We start from the raw sequence: 18947 nt of genomic DNA on the forward strand, positions 1-18947 counted from the left end.
CAGATTTAGCTCCTGCCAATCTCAGTTTTCCCGCAGTTTCCGCTTCAACCAAATGCCATGATGCGGGCGCTGGCGCCAGGCCAGCGACGAAATGGTGTGCATGACGCTCAGATGCGAAAGAATACGCAACAGGTGGCGCTCCATCTCACTGGGCGGCTTATCCGGATGCAGCAGCGGAGGCGGCATAATGAGCTTGCTGGTGCTTGGGCCGTCATATTCCAGCCGCTGTTGGCAGCTTTGCAGGGCGATCTCACAGCTTTGCAGATACTCTTTTGCCATCTCTGGCGTTAAGGTGTCGTGCTCGCGTGCCAGAATGGTCAGTGCATTCAGGTGCTCAACAATAAACTGGCTGTGTGTGACCCATAAGCGCATATCTGCCAGATAATTCGACTCAAATCCCGGTTCCTGCATGGCCTGATTGAGCGAGGTGAACAGGGTATTATGCGCCTGGTTGACCTGCATACGGGCATAGGCCAGCGTAGCGGAGTCTGCCTCTGGTTCTTTCAGCAACAGGCGCAGTGCGGTTTGATCTTGCTCCAGTGCCTGGTGCGCATTCTGACGCAGCAGGCCGCTCTGCCATTGTGGCCACAGCCAGATGCTGCCGCCAAACGTCAACACGCAGCCAATCAGCGTATCGATCAGGCGCGGAACCAGAAAATTGCTGCCGTTCAGTGACAGCAAGTGCAGGGTATACACAGCGGTAATGGTAAATCCGATCACCGACAGCCCATAATTTTTGCGCAAGATCAGGTAGGAAGCCAGCGTGATCGCTAACATGACGCCCAGCGTTGCGTTCAACGGCAGTTGCAGTTGTAACAACCCAGCCGCAATCACCAATCCCACCAGCGTCCCGAGCGCACGGTGCTGGATCCTGATGCGTGTAGCGTTATAGCCGTTCTGGCTGACCAGCATGATGGTCAACAGGATCCAATAGGGCTTCGGCAGATGGAAAATCATCCCCAGGCTACTGCCTACCGCCAGGATGATGCCCAGTCGAGCAGCATTGCGCAGGGCGTTGGACTTCAACGACAGGTAGCTGAGCAGCGCTGGCCAGAAAGGTAACCGCGTTTGGTTGGCCATCAGATCGCGCTGATACAGTGGGCGCTGGGCGCGTAACAGGCGGGCGATACGGCTGAAGTGGTAAAAACAGAACTGGCCAACCGGATTGTCGGCATGCTGTGTGGCCACTTTTTCTAACGCTGCCAGCTCCTTCTTCATGCTGAAACGCGTTGAACGCTGGTGATAGAGAATATCGTTGGCTATCACGCGCAACCGCCCGGCAATCACCTGAGCGTTGCGGCGGATGATGGCTTCGGCCTGGCTCTGTTCTACCAGCTTTTGCACTTCTTCTGGTTGATGCAGGCTGACAGTAATGTGTTCCTGCAGGTCGAGCGCTACCTGAAAGGTGCGTCGCAGGCGCTTTTGCTCTTGGCTATTGGCATGGGGCAAGAAATTGAGCTGCTGATATAACAGGCCGATCAGATCCATCACCTTTTGCTGGCGTTGGAGCAGCGGTGGCAGAGCGGTTTCGGGATCGGTATGTTGGGTCAGCAGCGAGTATTTGGCTTCAAAATAGTCTGCCAACAGGAGATAGAGCTGGCTCAGGGATTCGCGCATCGGCTGTTCTTTCCACAGTTTGAACCAGAACCAGGTGAACAGCCCGTACCACAGGGTACCAACCAGATACAGCAGCGGCGTATGCCAGATCGGCACTTGTCCGGCCATGCTGAGCGAGAAGATGGCTGCGACCAGCGCGGCAGGCAGCAAGCGGGCGTGCAGCGGGCTGATTTCACCGCTGACACCCAGCAGCAGGGGCATTGCCAGCATCAGCAACGGCAACGGAATATGCCACAGCAACGCCTGTTGCAGCAGCAGGCTGCTGAGGGCAAACAGGGAACCGCCCACCATCAGGCGTTTGAAAAAGCGTTTGTGCGGTGTGTCCAGCCCGGCGATGTTGCAGCAGGCGGGCACCAGAGAGGACAGCAGGCCGAGTTGCAGGTTGCCCATCAGCAGGAAGAAAACGACCGGTAAGCACAGCACCAGCGTTTGTCGCAGTGCGTAGTTGACTTCCGGGTGATAGATCAGACGCCGCCACATCAGGTTTGGGGGGTAAAACGGCGTATCGCTACGCCGTTTCCTTGGTGATTAACGCGTGCCGTAGACGACAATGGTTTTGCCGTGGGCAGAAATCAGGTTTTGATCTTCGAGCATTTTCAGAATACGACCGACGGTTTCACGTGAGCAACCGACGATTTGACCGATTTCCTGGCGGGTAATCTTGATTTGCATGCCATCCGGGTGAGTCATGGCATCAGGCTGTTTTGCCAGGTTCAGCAGGGTTTGTGCAATGCGGCCAGTAACATCAAGGAAGGCGAGGTTACCCACTTTCTCTGAGGTGATTTGCAAGCGGCTTGCCATCTGCGCAGACAGGCGCATCAGGATATCCGGGTTAACCTGAATCAACTGGCGGAATTTCTTATAGGAAATTTCAGCCACTTCACAGGCTGTTTTCGCTCTAACCCAGGCACTGCGCTCTTGGCCTTCTTCAAATAATCCAAGTTCACCGATGAAATCCCCCTGATTAAGGTAGGACAGAATCATCTCTTTGCCTTCTTCATCCTTGATCAGCACCGCGACGGAACCTTTCACGATGTAGTAAAGCGTTTCGGCCTTTTCACCTTGGTGAATCAGCGTACTCTTCGATGGATATTTGTGGATATGGCAATGAGACAGGAACCATTCGAGAGTAGGGTCTGTTTGCGGTTTGCCGAGAACCATTCGCTGTTATCCTCTGTTGTTATCGCTGCCTTGTATCACAGGGGTCAGAGTTCCCTGTAAAACGTGCTTATAGCCTGGTGTTTTATTGAGTGGCTATCAACAGGTTTTGAGGCATGTTATAGAAATACGCTTGTGCCTTAGCATATTAACTTGCGCCAAGTGCTGCAAGCTACATTCTGTTAACATACCAATATAGGGTTCTTTCCTCGGACATTTCCCTGAAATCGATGACCTGGAAAGAGTTATTGCGGCTCTGTTTGTAGCACAGAGTGAAGCGGGTGTCTTGTATTGTCTCGCTTCAGCATGATTAGCATCAGGTTCCGTTGCCAGTTTCTATGCGAAAGCGTACCCTGATTTTGAGAAATTAACTGGAGTGTACAAAATGCAGGCAAGAGTTAAGTGGGTAGAAGGACTGACATTCTTAGGGGAGTCTGCGTCTGGCCATCAGGTTTTGATGGATGGTAACGCGGGCGATAAAGCGCCAAGCCCGATGGAAATGGTATTGATGTCGGTGGGCGGCTGTAGTGCGATTGATGTGATGTCGATTCTGCAAAAGGGCCGTAACGATGTTCGTGACTGCGAGGTGAAACTGACCTCGGAACGCCGCGAAGAAGCACCGCGTCTGTTTACCCACATCAACCTGCATTTTATCGTCACCGGTAAGGGGCTGACTGATAAAATCGTTGAGCGTGCGGTTAATCTCTCTGCCGAGAAATATTGCTCGGTCTCGCTGATGTTGGGCAAAGCGGCCAGCGTCACCCACAGTTTTGAAATCTGTGAAGTTGCCTGAGATCGCCTGCGGTAACCCTGATGGCATCAAGGCACCAATCGCTGCGCCGTAACAGCGATTGGTGTCAGTGCTGTTGCTCCTCGGAGCTATTCGATTTTTTTACCTTCCAGCAGACGTTGCACCAGCGGCGCCATAATCAGCTCCATCGCCAGCCCCATCTTGCCACCCGGCACCACCAGCGTATTGATATGCGAGATGAAAGAACCCTGCAGCATGGCAAGCAGATAAGGGTAATCAATCTGATCCAGACCACGGAAATGAATCACCACAAAGCTTTCATCCAGCGAAGGAATGGCTTTGGCGGCAAATGGATTGGAAGTATCGACCGTCGGTACCCGCTGGAAGTTGATATGGGTGCGTGAGAACTGTGGTGTGATGTAGCTGATGTAATCTTCCATCGAGCGCACGACGGAATCCATCACCGCTTCACGGGAATGGCCACGCTCGCCGGTATCGCGGATTAATTTCTGGATCCATTCCAGATTGACGATCGGCACTACGCCCACCAGCAGATCGACATGTTTGGCAACGTCGACTTTATCGGCGACTACGCCACCGTGCAGCCCCTCGTAGAACAACACATCGGTAGGTTCCGGCAACGGCTCCCAAGGCGTGAAGGTGCCGGGCACCTGATCGTAAGGCACGGCTTCATCGTAAGTGTGCAGATACTTGCGTGAGCGACCGGTACCATTCTTGCCATACTGGGTGAAGCTTTGTTCCAGTAGGCTGAAGTTATTGGCCTCCGGGCCGAAATAGCTGATGTGGCGGCCCAAATCGCGCGCTTTGCGGATTGCCGCATCCATTTCTGGTCGGGTGTAGTTATGGAAGCTATCCCCTTCCAGTTGGGCAGCGCGAATATTCAACTGCTGGAAAATCTTGCGGAATGCCAGACTGGTTGTGGTGGTGCCCGCACCGCTGGAGCCGGTCACCGCAATGATAGGATGTTTGGCAGACATAATGGTTTGTCACTCCGTAGTAAACCCGTGGACGTCGATCGGCGATAATCCATTGTTACCTGATTTTTTTTGCCAATCATAGGTTGGAGTGACTAAATTTCTTCCTGCCCTGCACGGAACTGCCCGCGCGGCATAATATTGACGGTTTCATGCAGTTCCGACCAGACCAGCACGATCTCGCCACTTTTTAGTTGGCGGCGGACGTCGTCCACTTTCTGCTCCAACGAGCGTTCGTGCTCGCCGTAGTCGGTGCCTTCACGCAATACAAAGGATTCGATCAGGCTGTCCAGGGTGGCCGGTTCAAGTTGTTGCCAAGGGATAATCACGTGGTTGATTCCAGAAAAGGGGAAAGCCAGGCCGGAATTCGCTGCTCCAGCCACATTTGCGGTTTCTTCAAGGTGCCGCCAACAAAGCCGACGTGGCCGCCACGTTCGGTTAGTTGATATTCGATATTGGCTGGCAGCGTGCTGAGATCGGGGATCACTTCGTCGGTCATGAAGGGGTCGTCCTTCGCGTGGATGATCAACAGTGGCGTAGTGATCTGTGGCAGCAGGGGCAGAGCGCTGCAGCGGCGATAATAATCGACAGCGCCGTTGAAACCGTGCAAGCGCGAGGTGATCACTTCGTCAAATTCGCGGATGCGGCGCAGGCTGTTCAATTGCGGCAGGTTCAGCGGCAAGGTGTCGGGGTAATACAGCAGCTTGCGCGTGGCGTTCTGCTTCAACTGGCCCAGTAAATAGTGTTGATAAACGCGCGAAAAGCCTTGTTCCATGCGAATAGAGCAAGGTTCCAGCATCAGTGGTGCCGACACCACAACCGCCGCCTGCAGCAGGCTGTCATGGCCCTGCTGTGCCAGGTAGTACGCCAGCATATTGCCGCCGAGAGAAATGCCTACCGCCGCCGTTGGCACTTCGCCAAAGTTGCTACGCAGCCAGCGCAGGAAGAAACGGGCATCTTCGGTTTCCCCGGAGTGGTAGATACGGTGTTTGCGGTTAGGGACACCGCTACAACCACGGAAATGCATCACCACGCCCAGCCACCCTTTTTCACTCCAGGCGTTGAGCAGGCCGTGGGCATAAGGGCTGTAGAAACTGCCCTCCAATCCGTGGAACAGCACCACGCGTGGCTTCTTGAGGGCTTGCAGTGGATCTTCACTCCAGGCGAGATCGACAAAATCGCCGTCGGGCAATTCCAGCCGTTGCCAGTGGGGCTTCACCAGGACATGGCGACGCACCAGCCGTGGCAGCAGGGTTTGCAGATGTGGATTACTGGCCCCGGTCAGAGGGCGAAAGGATTCATGCATAGTTGAATAAAAATCTTGTTGGCGGCTATTGTGTGATCAATACCGCACTGTTAGCTTCAATGTCATGTATTAACAATAATACTGCAAAAAATCATTTGGGTGAGGAGCACCCGCTTCATGGAACTGAGTTTATTTCTTTCGATGTTAGGCTTCCTGTGGGTTGCCGCAATCACGCCTGGCCCAAACAATATGCTGCTCACCACTTCCGGAGCTAACTTCGGTTTTATGCGTTCGCTGTGGCTGATGATCGGCATCATGCTCGGCATGCAGAGTATTATGCTGCTGGTAGCGTTTGGTGTGGGCGGTCTGATCCTGATTTACCCTTCGTTGCACCTGATCCTGAAGATTCTCGGTAGCCTGTATCTGTTATGGCTGGCGTGGAAAGTGGCCACCGCTGCCTATGAAACACTGGAAACCGATGTGGCACCGCCCAAGCCGATTCGCCTGTATCAAGGCTGGCTGCTGCAGTTCCTCAACCCGAAAGCCTGGCTGATGGGGCTGGGAGCCGTGGCGAGTTTCAGCCTGGAGGGGGAAAAGTACAATCATTCCATTCTGGCGATCGCTTTTGGCCTGTTCGTGGTGAACATCGTTGCCGGGGTGATTTGGTTGGGATTCGGCACGGTGATTGGCCGCTTGCTGCATAGCAAGAAAGCCTGGGTAATTTTTAACGTTTCCATGGGGCTGTTAACGGCGGCCTGTGTGTTGCTGATCTGGCACTAGAGGAAAAAGGGATGAGCGAAAATTACTTCCATGTTGACGCGTTTATCGGTGCAGGCTTGCGCGGCAACCCTGCGGGCGTCTGCCTGCTGGAACACCCGTTGGCCACGGAGCAGATGCAAGCGATCGCCAATGAGCTGTATCTGCCCGAGACCGCTTTTGTCTGGGATGAAGGCGGTATGTATGGGATCCGCTGGTTTACCCCCACGCGTGAGGTCGATTTGTGCGGGCATGCCACACTGGCAACAGCACATGTGTTGTTAAGCGTGGTCAATCCGGCATTGCACGATATTCGTTTTCGCTCTGCCAGCGGCGAACTGCATGTCACCAGGGATGCTGAGGATCGCGAGCGGTTGATTCTGGACTTCCCTTCCCGCCCACCGCAGAAAGTGACCGAACCCGCTGGGCTGGCAGCCCTGCTGGGGGCTCAACCGCTGGAGGTGTGGCAGGCGACGTCGATGCTGGTGATATTAGAGCACGAAGCGCAGGTGCGGGCATTGCAGCCGGATATTCCAGAGCTGATCGAGCAACTTGGGTGTGGCGTGATTGTGACTGCGCCGGGTGATGAGGTGGATTTTGTCTCACGTTATTTCTCGCTGGATCGCAGCGAAGACCCGGTGACCGGTTCTGCCCACTGTACGTTGATGCCTTACTGGGTGGCGCGTCTTGGCCGCCATAAGTTGCATGCCAAGCAAATTTCGGCACGCGGCGGTGAGCTGTTCTGTGAGCTGAAAGGGGAACGCACGATGTTGGGGGGCTATGCGCGCATTTTCCTGCGGGGTGAAATCACGCTTTAGGCTGAAGATATATTCACATAAGGAATAAAGAATATTTTTTTATTCCTTTATTGCCAGATTCCGCTCAGATAAAACTGTCAGCCACTGAACAGCAGTTTATCAACGGAGCGGCAATATGGCGGGCAAACTCTTTTCATTACGCAGCGTGATGCTGCTGGTTCTATCGCTTGGTGTGGCCAATGCCCAAGCGCTGGATGTGACCGTGGCGTACCAGACTTCCGCCGAGCCAGCCAAAGTGGCGCAGGCGGAAAACAGTTTCGCCAAGCAGTCTGGTGCGACCGTTGACTGGCGCAAATTTGACAGCGGTTCCGGCGTGCTGCGTGCGCTGGCCTCTGGTGATGTGCAGATCGGCAATATCGGTTCCAGCCCATTAGCGGTCGCCGCCAGCCAGAAACTCCCGATTGAAGTCTTCCTGATCGCCTCGCAGCTCGGTAGTTCCGAAGCCTTGGTCGTAAAGAAAGACATCAAATCTCCCCAGGATCTGATCGGCAAGCGCATCGCAGTGCCGTTTATTTCCACCACCCATTACAGCCTGCTGGCCTCTCTGAAACATTGGGGCATCAAACCGGAGCAAGTGCAGATCCTTAATCTGCAGCCCCCGGCGATCGCTGCCGCCTGGCAGCGTGGTGATATCGATGGTGCTTACGTTTGGGCTCCGGTGGTAAATGAACTCGCCAAGCAGGGCAACGTGTTGACCGACTCTGAACAGGTTGGCCAATGGGGAGCGCCGACGCTGGATGTGTGGGTAGTGCGTAAAGATTTCGCCGAGCAACACCCTGAGGTGGTGACCGCTTTCGCCGCCAGTGCGCTCAACGCGCAAAAAGCCTATCTGGCGCAGCCGGAGCAGTGGCTGAAGGATAACTATCATCTCAGTACGCTTGCCCGTTTGAGTGGTGTTGCAGAAGAGCAGGTGCCGTTACTGGTGAAAGGTAATCGCTATCTGCCAGTCGCGGATCAAATCATTCAGCTTGGGCAGCCGGTGAATAAAGCCATTCGCGATACCGCCGAGTTTCTTAAGCAGCAGGGCAAGATTCCGCAGGTCGACAGCGATTACAGTGCTTATGTGACCAATCGCTTCGTTAAACAGGTACAGGCTGCGCCGCAGTCGTGAGGGGACAGAATGCTCAACGTTAGCCATCTTGCCGCCGAGTACCAAGGGCGGTTAGCGCTACATGATGTCTCGTTCCAGATTGCTGCCGGGCAACTGGTGGTGGTCTTGGGGCCTTCAGGTTGCGGCAAAACCACGTTGTTGAATCTGTTGGCCGGCTTTATTGCTCCTTCTGCAGGCAGCATCACGTTGGATGGCGTTCCGGTGTTCGGCCCAGGGGCTGAACGCGGAGTGGTGTTCCAGCATGAAGGATTACTGCCGTGGTACAACGTGCTGGATAACGTGGCGTTCGGTTTGCAACTGGCTGGAGTTGGTAAGCAGGAACGCCACCAGGTTGCACAACAGATGCTGCAGCGTGTTGGGCTGGTGGGTTATGAGCAACATTTTATCTGGCAGCTTTCCGGCGGTATGCGCCAGCGTGTGGGTATCGCGCGGGCGCTGGCGGCCAATCCACGATTATTACTGCTGGACGAGCCTTTTGGCGCGCTGGATGCGTTCACTCGCGAACAGATGCAGGAACTGTTGCTGACTATCTGGCGTGATACCGGCAAGCAAGTATTGCTGATTACGCATGATATTGAAGAGGCAGTATTTCTCGCCAGTGAGTTATTGCTGCTTTCACCGGGGCCGGGGCAGGTGATGGAAAGGCTGACGCTGAACTTTGGCCAGCGCTATGCTGCCGGTGAAGCATGCCGTGCGATCAAATCCGACCCTGAATTTATCGCCCAACGCGAATATGTGCTGGGTAAAGTATTCCAGCAGCGTGAGGCACTGTTATGAGCCTGCATTCCACCCTGAAAACCTCGGTAAAACCGTTAATGGTGCGACGACTCAGTGTTAAATCACCCAGTCATCTTTGGTTGAGTGTCGCCACCTTGCTGGGGATCCTGCTGCTATGGTGGGGGGTTACCGCGATGCAGTTTATCAGCCCGCTGTTCTTGCCCGCTCCGCAGCAGGTATTGCATCAGTTGATGACCATTGCCAGCCCGCAGGGCTTTATGGAGGCCACTTTATGGCAGCACTTGGCTGCCAGCCTGGGGCGCATTCTGGTGGCGTTGCTGGCGGCGGTAATGATAGGTATCCCGGTTGGTATCGCAATGGGGTTGAACGATAAGGTGCGTGCCGTCCTCGATCCGCTGATTGAGATTTATCGCCCTGTGCCACCGCTGGCTTACTTACCGTTGATGGTGATCTGGTTCGGCATCGGTGAAACCTCAAAAATCTTGCTGATCTACCTGGCGATTTTTGCCCCGGTAGCGCTTTCTGCCGTAGCCGGGGTGCGTAGCGTGGAGCAGGTGCGCACCCGTGCTGCAAGGGCACTGGGGGCCAGCTATTGGCAGGTAGTGCGCTTCGTGGTGTTGCCGAGTGCGTTGCCGGAAATTCTCACTGGCATCCGCATTGGGCTGGGTGTCGGTTGGTCCACCTTAGTGGCTGCCGAACTGATTGCCGCTACGCGCGGTCTGGGGTTTATGGTGCAATCTGCTGGTGAGTTTCTGGCGACCGACGTGGTGGTCGCTGGCATCAGCGTGATTGCGGTCATCGCATTTGGTCTGGAGTTGGGATTACGCGCGTTGCAGCGCCACCTGACCCCGTGGCACGGAGTACAACAATGAACGAGCGTCTGACGATCAGCCCGTTAGGGCCATATATCGGTGCGTTAGTGGAAAACGTTAACCTGGCGCGGCCATTGGGCGACGGCCAGTTTGAACAGCTTTACCATGCATTGCTGAAGCATCAGGTGTTGTTCTTGCGTAATCAGCCGATTACGCCGCAGCAACAGCGCGAACTGGCTGCTCGCTTTGGCGATCTGCATATTCACCCGGTCTATCCGCACGCTCCTGATGTGAAAGAAATTATTGTGCTGGATACTCATAACGATAATCCCCCTGACAACGATAACTGGCATACCGATGTGACTTTTATTGCCAACCCTCCGTTGGGAGCGATCTTGGCCGCTAAACAATTACCGACGGCAGGCGGGGATACCCTGTGGGCCAGTGGTATTGCGGCGTATGAAGCGCTTTCTGAGCCATTTAAGCGGCTGTTGGCCGGTTTGCAGGCAGAGCACGACTTCACCAAATCATTCCCGGAACACAAGCATCGTGGCAGTGCAGAGGAACATCAGCGCTGGCAACTGGCGGTACAGAATAACCCACCGCTGCGGCACCCGGTGATCCGCACTCATCCGGTCAGCGGTAGGCAGGCACTGTTCGTGAATGAAGGATTCACCACCCGTATTGTCGATTTGGCAGCCAAAGAGAGCGATACCCTGTTGAACTTCCTGTTTACGCATATTACCAAGCCGGAGTTTCAGGTGCGTTGGCGCTGGCAGGAGAATGATATTGCGATTTGGGATAACCGCGTGACGCAGCATTACGCCAACGCGGATTACCTACCGCAGCGGCGCATTATGCATCGCGCGACCATTCTGGGAGATAAGCCCTATTATCGGGCTGAGGGGTAATTTACCTATTTTTTCGTGGTACAGGTGTACGTTGTGCACGCCTGTACCATTTTGTGGGGGCAACCAGTGAATAGATTAATCGCAGCTTGATTTGCCCGTTTTATGATTGATCGCCCCTTTTTCGATCAGCAGATTTGCCACATCGGTAAAACCGTGTTCGCAGGCACCGCTGAGAGGGCTGGCGTTAATTTTTGGATTTTCATTTATCGCCACGACGTTTAAATCTGGGTTAAATTGCAGAATGTATTTGACGGTGTCGAGCCTTCCATCCACTGCGGCGACCATAAATAAGGTTTCACCGTCTTGTTCTTTGGCATTCCAGTCGACTTCGTTCTTTAAACGTTCGTGCAGATATTTAACCACCTCGACGTTTTTCCCCATAACAGCAGATTTAACCGTATTATAAACATCGGCTCTATCCGTAGCGCGAATATCAGCACCTTGCTCCGTCAGATATTGCACAATATCTAAATAGCCAATAAATGCGGCCCAGCCTAACGCGGTCTGCCCTAAAGATGCTTCATCTTTTGCCTCAAGATTCTGCCCCGCTGCGACCATCTTTTTAACCGTCGCTAAATTGCCTTGTTTAACCGCATCGAACCAGGCAGCATCTGGGCCTGTAGAGGGTTTTGCATAGAAGATACGGTGCGGTAGCAACTTAGGGTTGGCAATTTGCTGCATCTCTTCGTAACTGAATCTGAATTTTGATAAATCTACATTTCCTTTATTTTCTTGCGCGTATAAATTAAAAGAACTTGAGACAAAAATACCGGCAAGGAGTATTACTTTCGTTAGTTTCATCATTTTATTTACCCTGAGGTGGATTTAAAGGGTTTTTTAGACTATTTCCCCTGAGAATACCAGCGGTAATCTTTGAACATGACATTTAAAAAAGTTGAGTGTTAAAAATATGCAGTAAGTTGAGGCGGATATTTGGTGGTTAATCTGGGGTTGACCTTGCTATGCCAACTCAACCCCGATTGTCGATGTTAATTCGTCATACTGCAGGTGACTTGGGTGTCGCCTACAAACCACTCGAATTATTTTGGCTATAACCTTCCGCCTCAAATGCCTGAGTCAGATTTTCCAGCTGTTCTTGCGCATCCAGCCAGGCCATTTCTGTTTCTTCTAAAGCAGATTTGGTTTGGCTCTGCTTCTGCAGGCATTCGGTCAGATCGGCTTTACGGCTGATGTCATACAGTGCGGAATCTGCCAATTGTTCTTCCACCGCAGCCAACGTTGCTCCCAGCTTTTCCATCTGTTGTTCCAGCTTGGCGACCTGCTTGCGCAGCGGCTGGGTTTGCGTGCGGAACTCGGCTTCACGGCGTTTTTGGTCTTTCCGCGCTTGTGCGCTGTTGCCGTTATCCTGCTTTGGCGCTGCATCCTGCTGGGCTTGCTGCTTTTGCAAGTCACTCAGCCACTGCTGGTAGTCGTCGAGATCTCCGGCGAATTGCTCCACTTGGCCATCGTGTACCAGGTACAAATCATCGGTAGTGGAACGCAGCAGGTGACGGTCGTGCGAAACCACCACCAGCGCACCTTCGAAATCGATCAGCGCTTCGGTCAGCGCTTGGCGCATATCCAGATCCAGGTGGTTAGTCGGTTCATCAAGCAGCAGCAGGTTGGGGCGCTGCCAGACGATCAAGGCCAACACCAACCGGGCTTTTTCGCCGCCGGAGAAACGCTCGGTCATTTCAGTCACTTTATCGCCCTGGAAGCCAAAGCCGCCGAGGTAATCGCGCAACTGCTGCTCCAGCACGCGTGGCGCAATGCGGCTCAGGTGCTGCAACGGCGATTCGTCAGCGCGTAAGAACTCCAACTGATGCTGGGCGAAATACCCGAGCTTGATACCTTTTGCCAAGCCGATCTCACCGCTCAATGGCTCCAGCGTGCCAGCCAGCAGCTTGATCAGCGTCGATTTACCGGCACCGTTACGCCCCAGCAGGCCGATGCGTGAACCGGGCACCAGATTGAGTTTGATCGACCGCAGGATCACGTTGTCACCATAACCTGCGCTGACTTTTTCCATTCGCAGCAGCGGATTTGGCAGGCTTTCCGGCTGGCGGAAGCTGAAGCTGAATGGGTTATCGACGTGTGCCGGAGCGATCAACTCCATGCGTTCCAGCATTTTGATGCGGCTCTGTGCCTGTTTGGCTTTGGTGGCCTGGGCGCGGAAGCGGTCAATGTAGCTTTGCAGATGGGCTACTTTTTCCTGCTGGCTCTGATAAAGCGACTGCTGTTGTGCCAGTTTGGTGACGCGTTGGCGTTCGAACGAGGAGTAGTTACCGGTGTATTCGTTAATAGTCTGGTTTTCGATATGCAGGATTTTATCGACGATGGGATCGAGGAAGTCGCGGTCATGCGAAATCAGCACCAAAGTACCGGTATAGCTTTTCAGCCAGCGCTCCAGCCAGATCACCGCGTCTAAATCCAGGTGGTTGGTGGGTTCGTCGAGCAACAACAGATCGGAGCGGCACACCAGCGCCTGTGCCAGGTTAAGGCGCATGCGCCAGCCGCCGGAAAAAGCACGCACCGGGCTTTGCAGTTGCTCGTTGGAGAAACCTAGACCGTGCAGCAGACTGGCGGCGCGTGAACGGATGGTCCAGGCATCAATGGCATCGAGCTTACCGTGCAATGTGGCGATAGCGTGGCCGTCATTCTGCTCATTTGCCAACTGCAAATCGGCTTCGAACTGGCGGAATTCTCGATCACCATCAATCACATACTCAATAGCGGGGATGTCCAGTGCGGGCGTTTCCTGATTCACCCAGGCCAGTGCCCAGTTGCCAGGGAAGGTGTAGCTGCCGCCGTCTGCGGCGATTTCACCTTTCAGCATGGCGAGCAGCGTGGATTTACCGCAGCCGTTTTTACCCACCAGGCCGACTTTCTGACCGGGATTAACCGTCGCCGTGGCGTTGTCCAACAGGACGCGCGTGCCGCGTCGGATTTGTAGCGAGGAGAAAACAATCATAAAGCGCCGTATGTTCAGAGTATGTTAAATTGAGATGATTGTAAGTTAACAGGACGCATACTGTCCTATTATTGTCTTTTTGTTTGCGCTGCATGGTAACGGAAATCTGCTACCCTGACGACGCTTTGGAGGGGAATGATGTCGCAGCCGCCTAAGGTTTTGCTGCTGTATGCCCATCCGGAATCCCAGGACTCGGTTGCAAACCGGGTTTTGTTACAACCGGCACAGCAGTTGGATCATGTCACCGTGCACGATCTCTACGCGCACTATCCTGATTTCTTTATTGATATCCACCATGAGCAACAGCTGCTGCGTGAACATCAGGTGATTGTTTTTCAACATCCTTTGTACACTTATAGCTGCCCGGCCCTACTGAAAGAGTGGCTGGATCGCGTGTTGGCGCGCGGCTTTGCCAGCGGTATCGGTGGCAATGCATTGGCGGGCAAGTACTGGCGTTCAGTGATCACCACTGGCGAACCGGAGGGGGCTTACCGCACCGGTGGTTACAACCGTTATCCAATTGAAGATATTCTGCGTCCGTTTGAGCTGACGGCGGCCATGTGTCATATGCATTGGTTGACACCGATGGTGGTCTATTGGGCTCGTCGACAAAAAACTGAAGTATTGAAGAGTCACGCCAGCGCTTATGGCGATTGGCTGAGCAACCCGTTGCCGCATACAGGGAGAGTGTGATGGAAGGGGAGTCTTTATTGACAGCGATACTGCTGTTCCTGTTCGCTGCCGTGGTGACCGTGCCCATCGCCCGCCGTTTGGGGATCGGCGCGGTCTTGGGGTATCTGATCGCCGGTATTGCGATTGGCCCGTGGGGATTAGGGTTTATCCGTGATGTGGACGAAATCCTGCACTTTTCTGAGCTGGGCGTGGTGTTCCTGATGTTTATCATCGGGCTGGAACTGAATCCGGCCAAGCTGTGGGAATTGCGCCGTTCAATCTTCGGTGTCGGGGCCGGACAGGTGTTGCTCACTGCGGCGATACTGGGGGCGTTGCTGTATTTCAGCCATTTCGCCTGGCAGGCTGCGGTGATTGGCGGGATTGGCTTGGCGATGTCCTCCACCGCCATGGCATTGCAACTGATGCGTGAAAAAGGCATGAATCGCAACGAGGGCGGGCAGTTGGGGTTCTCGGTGCTGTTGTTCCAGGATATGGCGGTGATCCCCGCATTGGCACTGATTCCGATTCTGGCCGGTGGCGGTGGCACCAGTGATGATTGGGCGGAAATCGCCATGAAAGTGGCCGCCTTCGGTGGCATGCTGATTGGTGGCCGTTTTCTGTTGCGCCCGCTGTTCCGCTATATCGCTTCTTCTGGCGTGCGTGAGATCTTTACTGCCGCAGCGTTGCTGGTGGTGTTGGGCGCGGCGCTGTTTATGGAGGCCCTTGGCCTTTCCATGGCGCTTGGCACTTTTATCGCTGGTGTGTTGCTGGCCGAAAGCGAATATCGCCACGAACTGGAAATTGCTATTGAACCGTTCAAGGGATTGCTGCTGGGGCTGTTCTTTATTTCTGTGGGTATGGAGCTGAATATTGGTGTGCTCTATACCCATTTGACCGAGATCCTGTTGGGCGTGCTGCTGCTTGTGGCGATTAAGTCCGGTGTGCTGTATGCGCTGGCGCGGGTTTTTGGCCTGCATCATTCGATACGCCTACAGTTTGCCGGTGTCCTTAGCCAGGGCGGTGAGTTTGCTTTCGTCCTGTTCTCTGCGGCGTTGGCACAACAGGTGCTGGATTCTGATCAACTGGCGCTGTTGCTGGTGGTGGTGACGCTGTCGATGATGACCACGCCACTGCTGATGCAGGTCATTGATCGTATTCTAGGGCACCGTTACAACGCCAAAGATGAGGGTGAAGAGGCTCCTTACGTGGAGGATGACGATCCGCAGGTGATCATCGTCGGCTTTGGGCGTTTTGGTCAGGTGATTGGCCGTTTGCTGATGGCTAACAAGATGCGTATCACCGTGTTGGAGCGTGACGTCAGCGCCGTTGGGATGCTGCGCCGCTATGGCTATAAAGTCTACTATGGTGATGCGACAGAGTTGGAACTGCTGCGAGCTGCCGGGGCGGAGAAAGCCAAGTCTATCGTTATTACCTGTAATGAACCGGAAGATACGATGGCGATCGTTCATCTGTGTCAGAAACATTTCCCCAATCTTACCCTGTTGGCGCGTGCCCGTGGCCGTGTAGAGGCGCATGAACTGTTACAGGCTGGGGTGAAGCAATTCAGCCGTGAAACGTTCTCCAGCGCCCTGGAACTGGGGCGTAAAGCGCTGATGGAGCTTGGCATGCACCCACATCAGGCTTATCGGGCTCAGCAGCACTTCCGGCGTTTGGACATGCGGATGCTGCGTGAGTTAATGCCGCCACATCAGGGTGACGTGGCGCAGATTTCCCGCGTGAAAGAAGCCCGACGTGAACTGGAAGAACTGTTCCATCGCGAAATGCAAAAAGAAAAACGGCAGTATGACGCTTGGGATGAACACGAATAACTGGGAGCACAATGATGTCTGCAACACGTAAAAGATTTATCGCCGGTGCGGTTTGCCCAAGCTGTAACGCCATGGATACGTTGGCAATCTGGCGCGAAGATCGGGTTGAAGTGGTGGAATGTGTCAAGTGTGGGCACCATCAGCGCCAGACCGAACAACAGGTGGAGAAACATGTGCGCCCGCAGGAACAGGTAATCGGTATTTTCCATCCCGAGTAGCGTTATCTGCCGTGATTTTTTATGCTGAAGGGTACAGCGGTGCAGATTTCCGATACAATCTTCACCGATTTAGTTTCTACCCAAAGTACTTGGAGTTGCAGGTAGGCGGCCAAGGTGTGAGTCCCCAGGAGCATAGCCAACTATGTGACTGGGGTGAACGCCTGCAGCCAACCCCCCTGCAGCTTCAAGTAAGAAGGGTATCCAATGGTAGGAGATATCATGAAAGTAGCAAAAGACTTGGTGGTCAGCCTGGCTTACCAAGTGCGTACAGAAGACGGTGTTTTGGTTGATGAGTCTCCGGTGAGTGCACCGTTGGACTATCTGCACGGGCATGGTTCTCTGATCACAGGTCTGGAAAAAGCGCTCGAAGGCCACAGCGCGGGCGATAGTTTTGATGTGCATGTTGGTGCCAACGAAGCTTATGGCGACTTTGACGAAAACCTGGTGCAGCGCGTGCCAAAAGACGTCTTTATGGGTGTTGATGAGCTGCAAGTAGGCATGCGCTTCCTGGCTGACACCGATCAGGGCCCGGTCCCGGTCGAGATCACTGAAGTGGATGGCGATCATGTCGTGGTTGATGGCAACCATATGCTGGCTGGCCAGAATCTGAACTTCCATGTAGAAGTGGTTGCGATCCGTGAAGCGACAGAAGAAGAACTGGCTCATGGGCACGTACATGGCGCACACGATCATCATCATGAACACGGTGACGGCTGCTGTGGTGGTCACGGTCATGACCACGAAGGCCATGACCACGGTAAGAAAGGTGGTTGCGGTGGTAACGGCGGTTGTGGTTGCCACTAATCACAGCATGTCACTGCAAGAGAAAGGTCGCTTCGGCGGCCTTTTTAGTAGTGTGGCGGTGGCGTCTCTTCTGACTGCGGGGCGATCATGGAAGGCTGTGTAGCGCGCAACTTATCGGTGAGTAGCCGTAGCTGCTCCTGCAGTTTCAACATTTCTAGCTGATGTTGTATGACAGTTTGATTGAGTTCTTCAATAGTGACCTCCTGAAATGCCTGACGGCTTTCCAACTCTTCCAGCCGCTTTAACAGACTTTCGTTGTCGATATTGTGCATGATATTACCTCTGGCACTGTTCAATCCGGGATACTGGCGCTATGTTAACAGTAGCTGCCAGCTTTGCGCTGCGCTATTTATGAGCATGGCGTTTGTGCATCCCATGACATCTCTAGGATGTGCTGAGAATAAAGGGTATTTCGAGCCGTAGGGCGATAATCCCGCAGTGGCTGTAAAATGAGAAGGCTCTTAATTATCAGCGGGATAGACAAAGTCTAGGAACTTGTAGGCAAATTTAGGGTCACAGTTTGGCTCGATTGGTTATCTGTGTGACTGTTTTGTTTTGTTTCAGGCAGCTATAGTAGCCCGGCTAACTTACTTAATGATCGTTTGAGGCATTGCTTCAGACACTGGAGAAATGGATGAAATCTTTGTTTAAAGTCACGCTTCTGGCAACCACTATGGCTTTCGCTCTGAATGCGTCTCATGTTATGGCGGCTGATGCGGCCAAACCTGCAGCTGACGCTGCTGCGCCAGCTACTGAAGCAGCTAAACCAGCAGAAGCGCCAAGCACTGGCAAGTTCAAGAATGACGATGAGCAGGCTGCCTACGCTCTGGGTGCTTCACTGGGTCGTTACATGGAAAACTCGCTGAAAGAACAAGAAAAACTGGGCATCGCGTTGGATAAAGACCAACTGATCTCCGGCGTTCAGGATGCGTTTGCCAATAAGAGCAAATTGAACGATGCCGATATCGAGAAAACCCTGCAGAGTTTTGAAGCTCGCGTGAAAGCATCTGCTCAGGCCAAGATGGAGAAAGATGCGAAAGAAAATGAAGAGAAAGGCGCTAAATACAGCGAAACTTTCGCCAAAGAGAAAGGCGTGAAGAAGACCGAGTCTGGCTTGCTGTATCTGGTAGAGAAAGAAGGTACGGGTGAAGCACCGAAAGACAGCGATACCGTCGTAGTGAACTACAAAGGTACGCTGACTGATGGTACTGAGTTTGACAACTCTTACACTCGTGGCGAGCCGCTGTCATTCCGTCTGGACGGTGTGATCCCAGGCTGGACCGAAGGCCTGAAGCAGATCAAGAAAGGCGGCAAAATCAAGCTGGTTATCCCGCCAGCGTTGGCTTACGGCAAAACTGGTGTCCCAGGTATTCCGGCTAACTCCACTCTGGTGTTTGACGTTGAACTGCTGGATGTGAAACCAGCGGCTAAAGCGGACGAAAAAGCGACAGAAGAGAAAGCAGTAGAAGAGAAAGCGGCTGAAGAGCCAGCAGCAGACGCTAAAGCCAAATAAGCGTATTTTACCAACCGCCGCGAATGC

The 18947-nt window shown here is 53.7% G+C and carries 20 protein-coding genes; 12 read left to right on the top strand and 8 right to left on the bottom strand.

Annotation, left to right across the window (positions count from 1 at the left end; translation table 11 throughout):
• Positions 1-21: 21 nt before the first annotated feature.
• Complete coding sequence (locus tag IV04_RS07825; protein WP_037402758.1) at positions 22-2097, bottom strand: YccS/YhfK family putative transporter; 2076 nt, start codon at positions 2095-2097, stop codon at positions 22-24.
• A 48-nt stretch (positions 2098-2145) separates the two neighbouring features.
• Complete coding sequence (gene crp, locus IV04_RS07830; protein ID WP_004956281.1) at positions 2146-2778, bottom strand: cAMP-activated global transcriptional regulator CRP; 633 nt, start codon at positions 2776-2778, stop codon at positions 2146-2148.
• Between the two features lie 382 nt (positions 2779-3160).
• Here crp and IV04_RS07835 point away from each other — a divergent pair, with 382 nt between their 5' ends.
• Entirely contained in the window at positions 3161-3568 is a 408-nt protein-coding gene (locus IV04_RS07835) for an OsmC family protein (protein ID WP_037402756.1), read from the top strand.
• 86 nt (positions 3569-3654) lie between these two features.
• Here IV04_RS07835 and IV04_RS07840 read toward each other — a convergent pair whose 3' ends face one another.
• The 3 genes from IV04_RS07840 to IV04_RS07850 all read right to left on the bottom strand — a co-directional run bounded on the left by IV04_RS07840 (position 3655) and on the right by IV04_RS07850 (position 5827).
• On the bottom strand, positions 3655-4524 hold the full coding sequence (locus IV04_RS07840) for a phosphoribulokinase (protein ID WP_037402754.1): 870 nt from the start codon (positions 4522-4524) through the stop codon (positions 3655-3657).
• Between the two features lie 92 nt (positions 4525-4616).
• Positions 4617-4850 carry a YheU family protein gene (locus IV04_RS07845; protein ID WP_037402752.1) on the bottom strand — a complete coding sequence of 78 codons (234 nt, stop codon included), beginning with the start codon at positions 4848-4850 and terminating at the stop codon, positions 4617-4619.
• Entirely contained in the window at positions 4847-5827 is a 981-nt protein-coding gene (locus IV04_RS07850; protein WP_037402751.1) for a hydrolase, read from the bottom strand. Before IV04_RS07850 ends, IV04_RS07845 begins: the two co-directional genes overlap by 4 nt.
• A 117-nt stretch (positions 5828-5944) precedes the next feature.
• Here IV04_RS07850 and IV04_RS07855 point away from each other — a divergent pair, with 117 nt between their 5' ends.
• The 6 genes from IV04_RS07855 (at position 5945) to tauD (ending at position 10913) form a co-directional block, all read left to right on the top strand.
• Positions 5945-6547, top strand: coding sequence for a LysE family translocator (locus tag IV04_RS07855; protein WP_037402750.1), 603 nt, complete (start codon positions 5945-5947; stop codon positions 6545-6547).
• 11 nt (positions 6548-6558) lie between these two features.
• Entirely contained in the window at positions 6559-7341 is a 783-nt protein-coding gene (locus tag IV04_RS07860; protein ID WP_037402749.1) for a PhzF family phenazine biosynthesis protein, read from the top strand.
• 115 nt (positions 7342-7456) lie between these two features.
• Positions 7457-8452 (top strand): taurine ABC transporter substrate-binding protein, encoded by a 996-nt coding sequence (tauA, locus tag IV04_RS07865; RefSeq protein ID WP_037402748.1) that lies wholly within the window; start codon positions 7457-7459, stop codon positions 8450-8452.
• Positions 8453-8461: 9 nt separating this feature from the next.
• The gene (tauB, locus tag IV04_RS07870) at positions 8462-9229 is read left to right on the top strand and encodes a taurine ABC transporter ATP-binding subunit (RefSeq protein WP_037402747.1); all 768 of its coding nucleotides are present in this window, start codon (positions 8462-8464) and stop codon (positions 9227-9229) included.
• A gap of 38 nt (positions 9230-9267) precedes the next feature.
• Positions 9268-10062: a taurine ABC transporter permease TauC gene (gene tauC, locus IV04_RS07875; protein ID WP_231566302.1), complete on the top strand. Its 795-nt coding sequence runs from the start codon at positions 9268-9270 to the stop codon at positions 10060-10062.
• Entirely contained in the window at positions 10059-10913 is an 855-nt protein-coding gene (gene tauD, locus IV04_RS07880) for a taurine dioxygenase (RefSeq protein ID WP_037402744.1), read from the top strand. Before tauC ends, tauD begins: the two co-directional genes overlap by 4 nt.
• 75 nt (positions 10914-10988) lie before the next feature.
• Here the strand turns inward: tauD and IV04_RS07885 are convergent, their stop codons facing one another.
• Together IV04_RS07885 and IV04_RS07890 are read right to left on the bottom strand one after the other, a co-directional pair.
• A complete protein-coding gene (locus IV04_RS07885) occupies positions 10989-11717 on the bottom strand; it encodes an ankyrin repeat domain-containing protein (RefSeq protein WP_197062192.1) in 729 nt (242 codons plus the stop codon).
• A 220-nt stretch (positions 11718-11937) separates the two neighbouring features.
• Positions 11938-13884 (bottom strand): ABC transporter ATP-binding protein, encoded by a 1947-nt coding sequence (locus IV04_RS07890; protein ID WP_037402743.1) that lies wholly within the window; start codon positions 13882-13884, stop codon positions 11938-11940.
• Positions 13885-14022: 138 nt separating this feature from the next.
• On the opposite strand from IV04_RS07890, the gene kefG reads away from it, so the two are divergent.
• From kefG to slyD, 4 genes are all read left to right on the top strand, one after another.
• Positions 14023-14577 (top strand): glutathione-regulated potassium-efflux system ancillary protein KefG, encoded by a 555-nt coding sequence (gene kefG / locus IV04_RS07895; RefSeq protein ID WP_037402742.1) that lies wholly within the window; start codon positions 14023-14025, stop codon positions 14575-14577.
• Entirely contained in the window at positions 14577-16385 is a 1809-nt protein-coding gene (kefB, locus tag IV04_RS07900; protein ID WP_037402741.1) for a glutathione-regulated potassium-efflux system protein KefB, read from the top strand. The genes kefG and kefB overlap by 1 nt, the downstream gene beginning before the upstream one ends.
• A gap of 14 nt (positions 16386-16399) precedes the next feature.
• A complete protein-coding gene (locus tag IV04_RS07905) occupies positions 16400-16603 on the top strand; it encodes a YheV family putative zinc ribbon protein (RefSeq protein WP_037402886.1) in 204 nt (67 codons plus the stop codon).
• A 219-nt stretch (positions 16604-16822) separates the two neighbouring features.
• Positions 16823-17407, top strand: coding sequence for a peptidylprolyl isomerase (slyD, locus tag IV04_RS07910; RefSeq protein ID WP_037402740.1), 585 nt, complete (start codon positions 16823-16825; stop codon positions 17405-17407).
• Positions 17408-17451: 44 nt separating this feature from the next.
• Here the strand turns inward: slyD and IV04_RS07915 are convergent, their stop codons facing one another.
• The gene (locus IV04_RS07915; protein WP_037402739.1) at positions 17452-17679 is read right to left on the bottom strand and encodes a protein SlyX; all 228 of its coding nucleotides are present in this window, start codon (positions 17677-17679) and stop codon (positions 17452-17454) included.
• A 362-nt stretch (positions 17680-18041) separates the two neighbouring features.
• On the opposite strand from IV04_RS07915, the gene fkpA reads away from it, so the two are divergent.
• Complete coding sequence (fkpA, locus tag IV04_RS07920) at positions 18042-18920, top strand: FKBP-type peptidyl-prolyl cis-trans isomerase (protein WP_037402738.1); 879 nt, start codon at positions 18042-18044, stop codon at positions 18918-18920.
• The last annotated feature ends 27 nt before the right edge of the window (positions 18921-18947 follow it).

It is taken from the genome of Serratia sp. Ag1 (assembly GCF_000743355.1).
Taxonomy (GTDB): domain Bacteria; phylum Pseudomonadota; class Gammaproteobacteria; order Enterobacterales; family Enterobacteriaceae; genus Chania.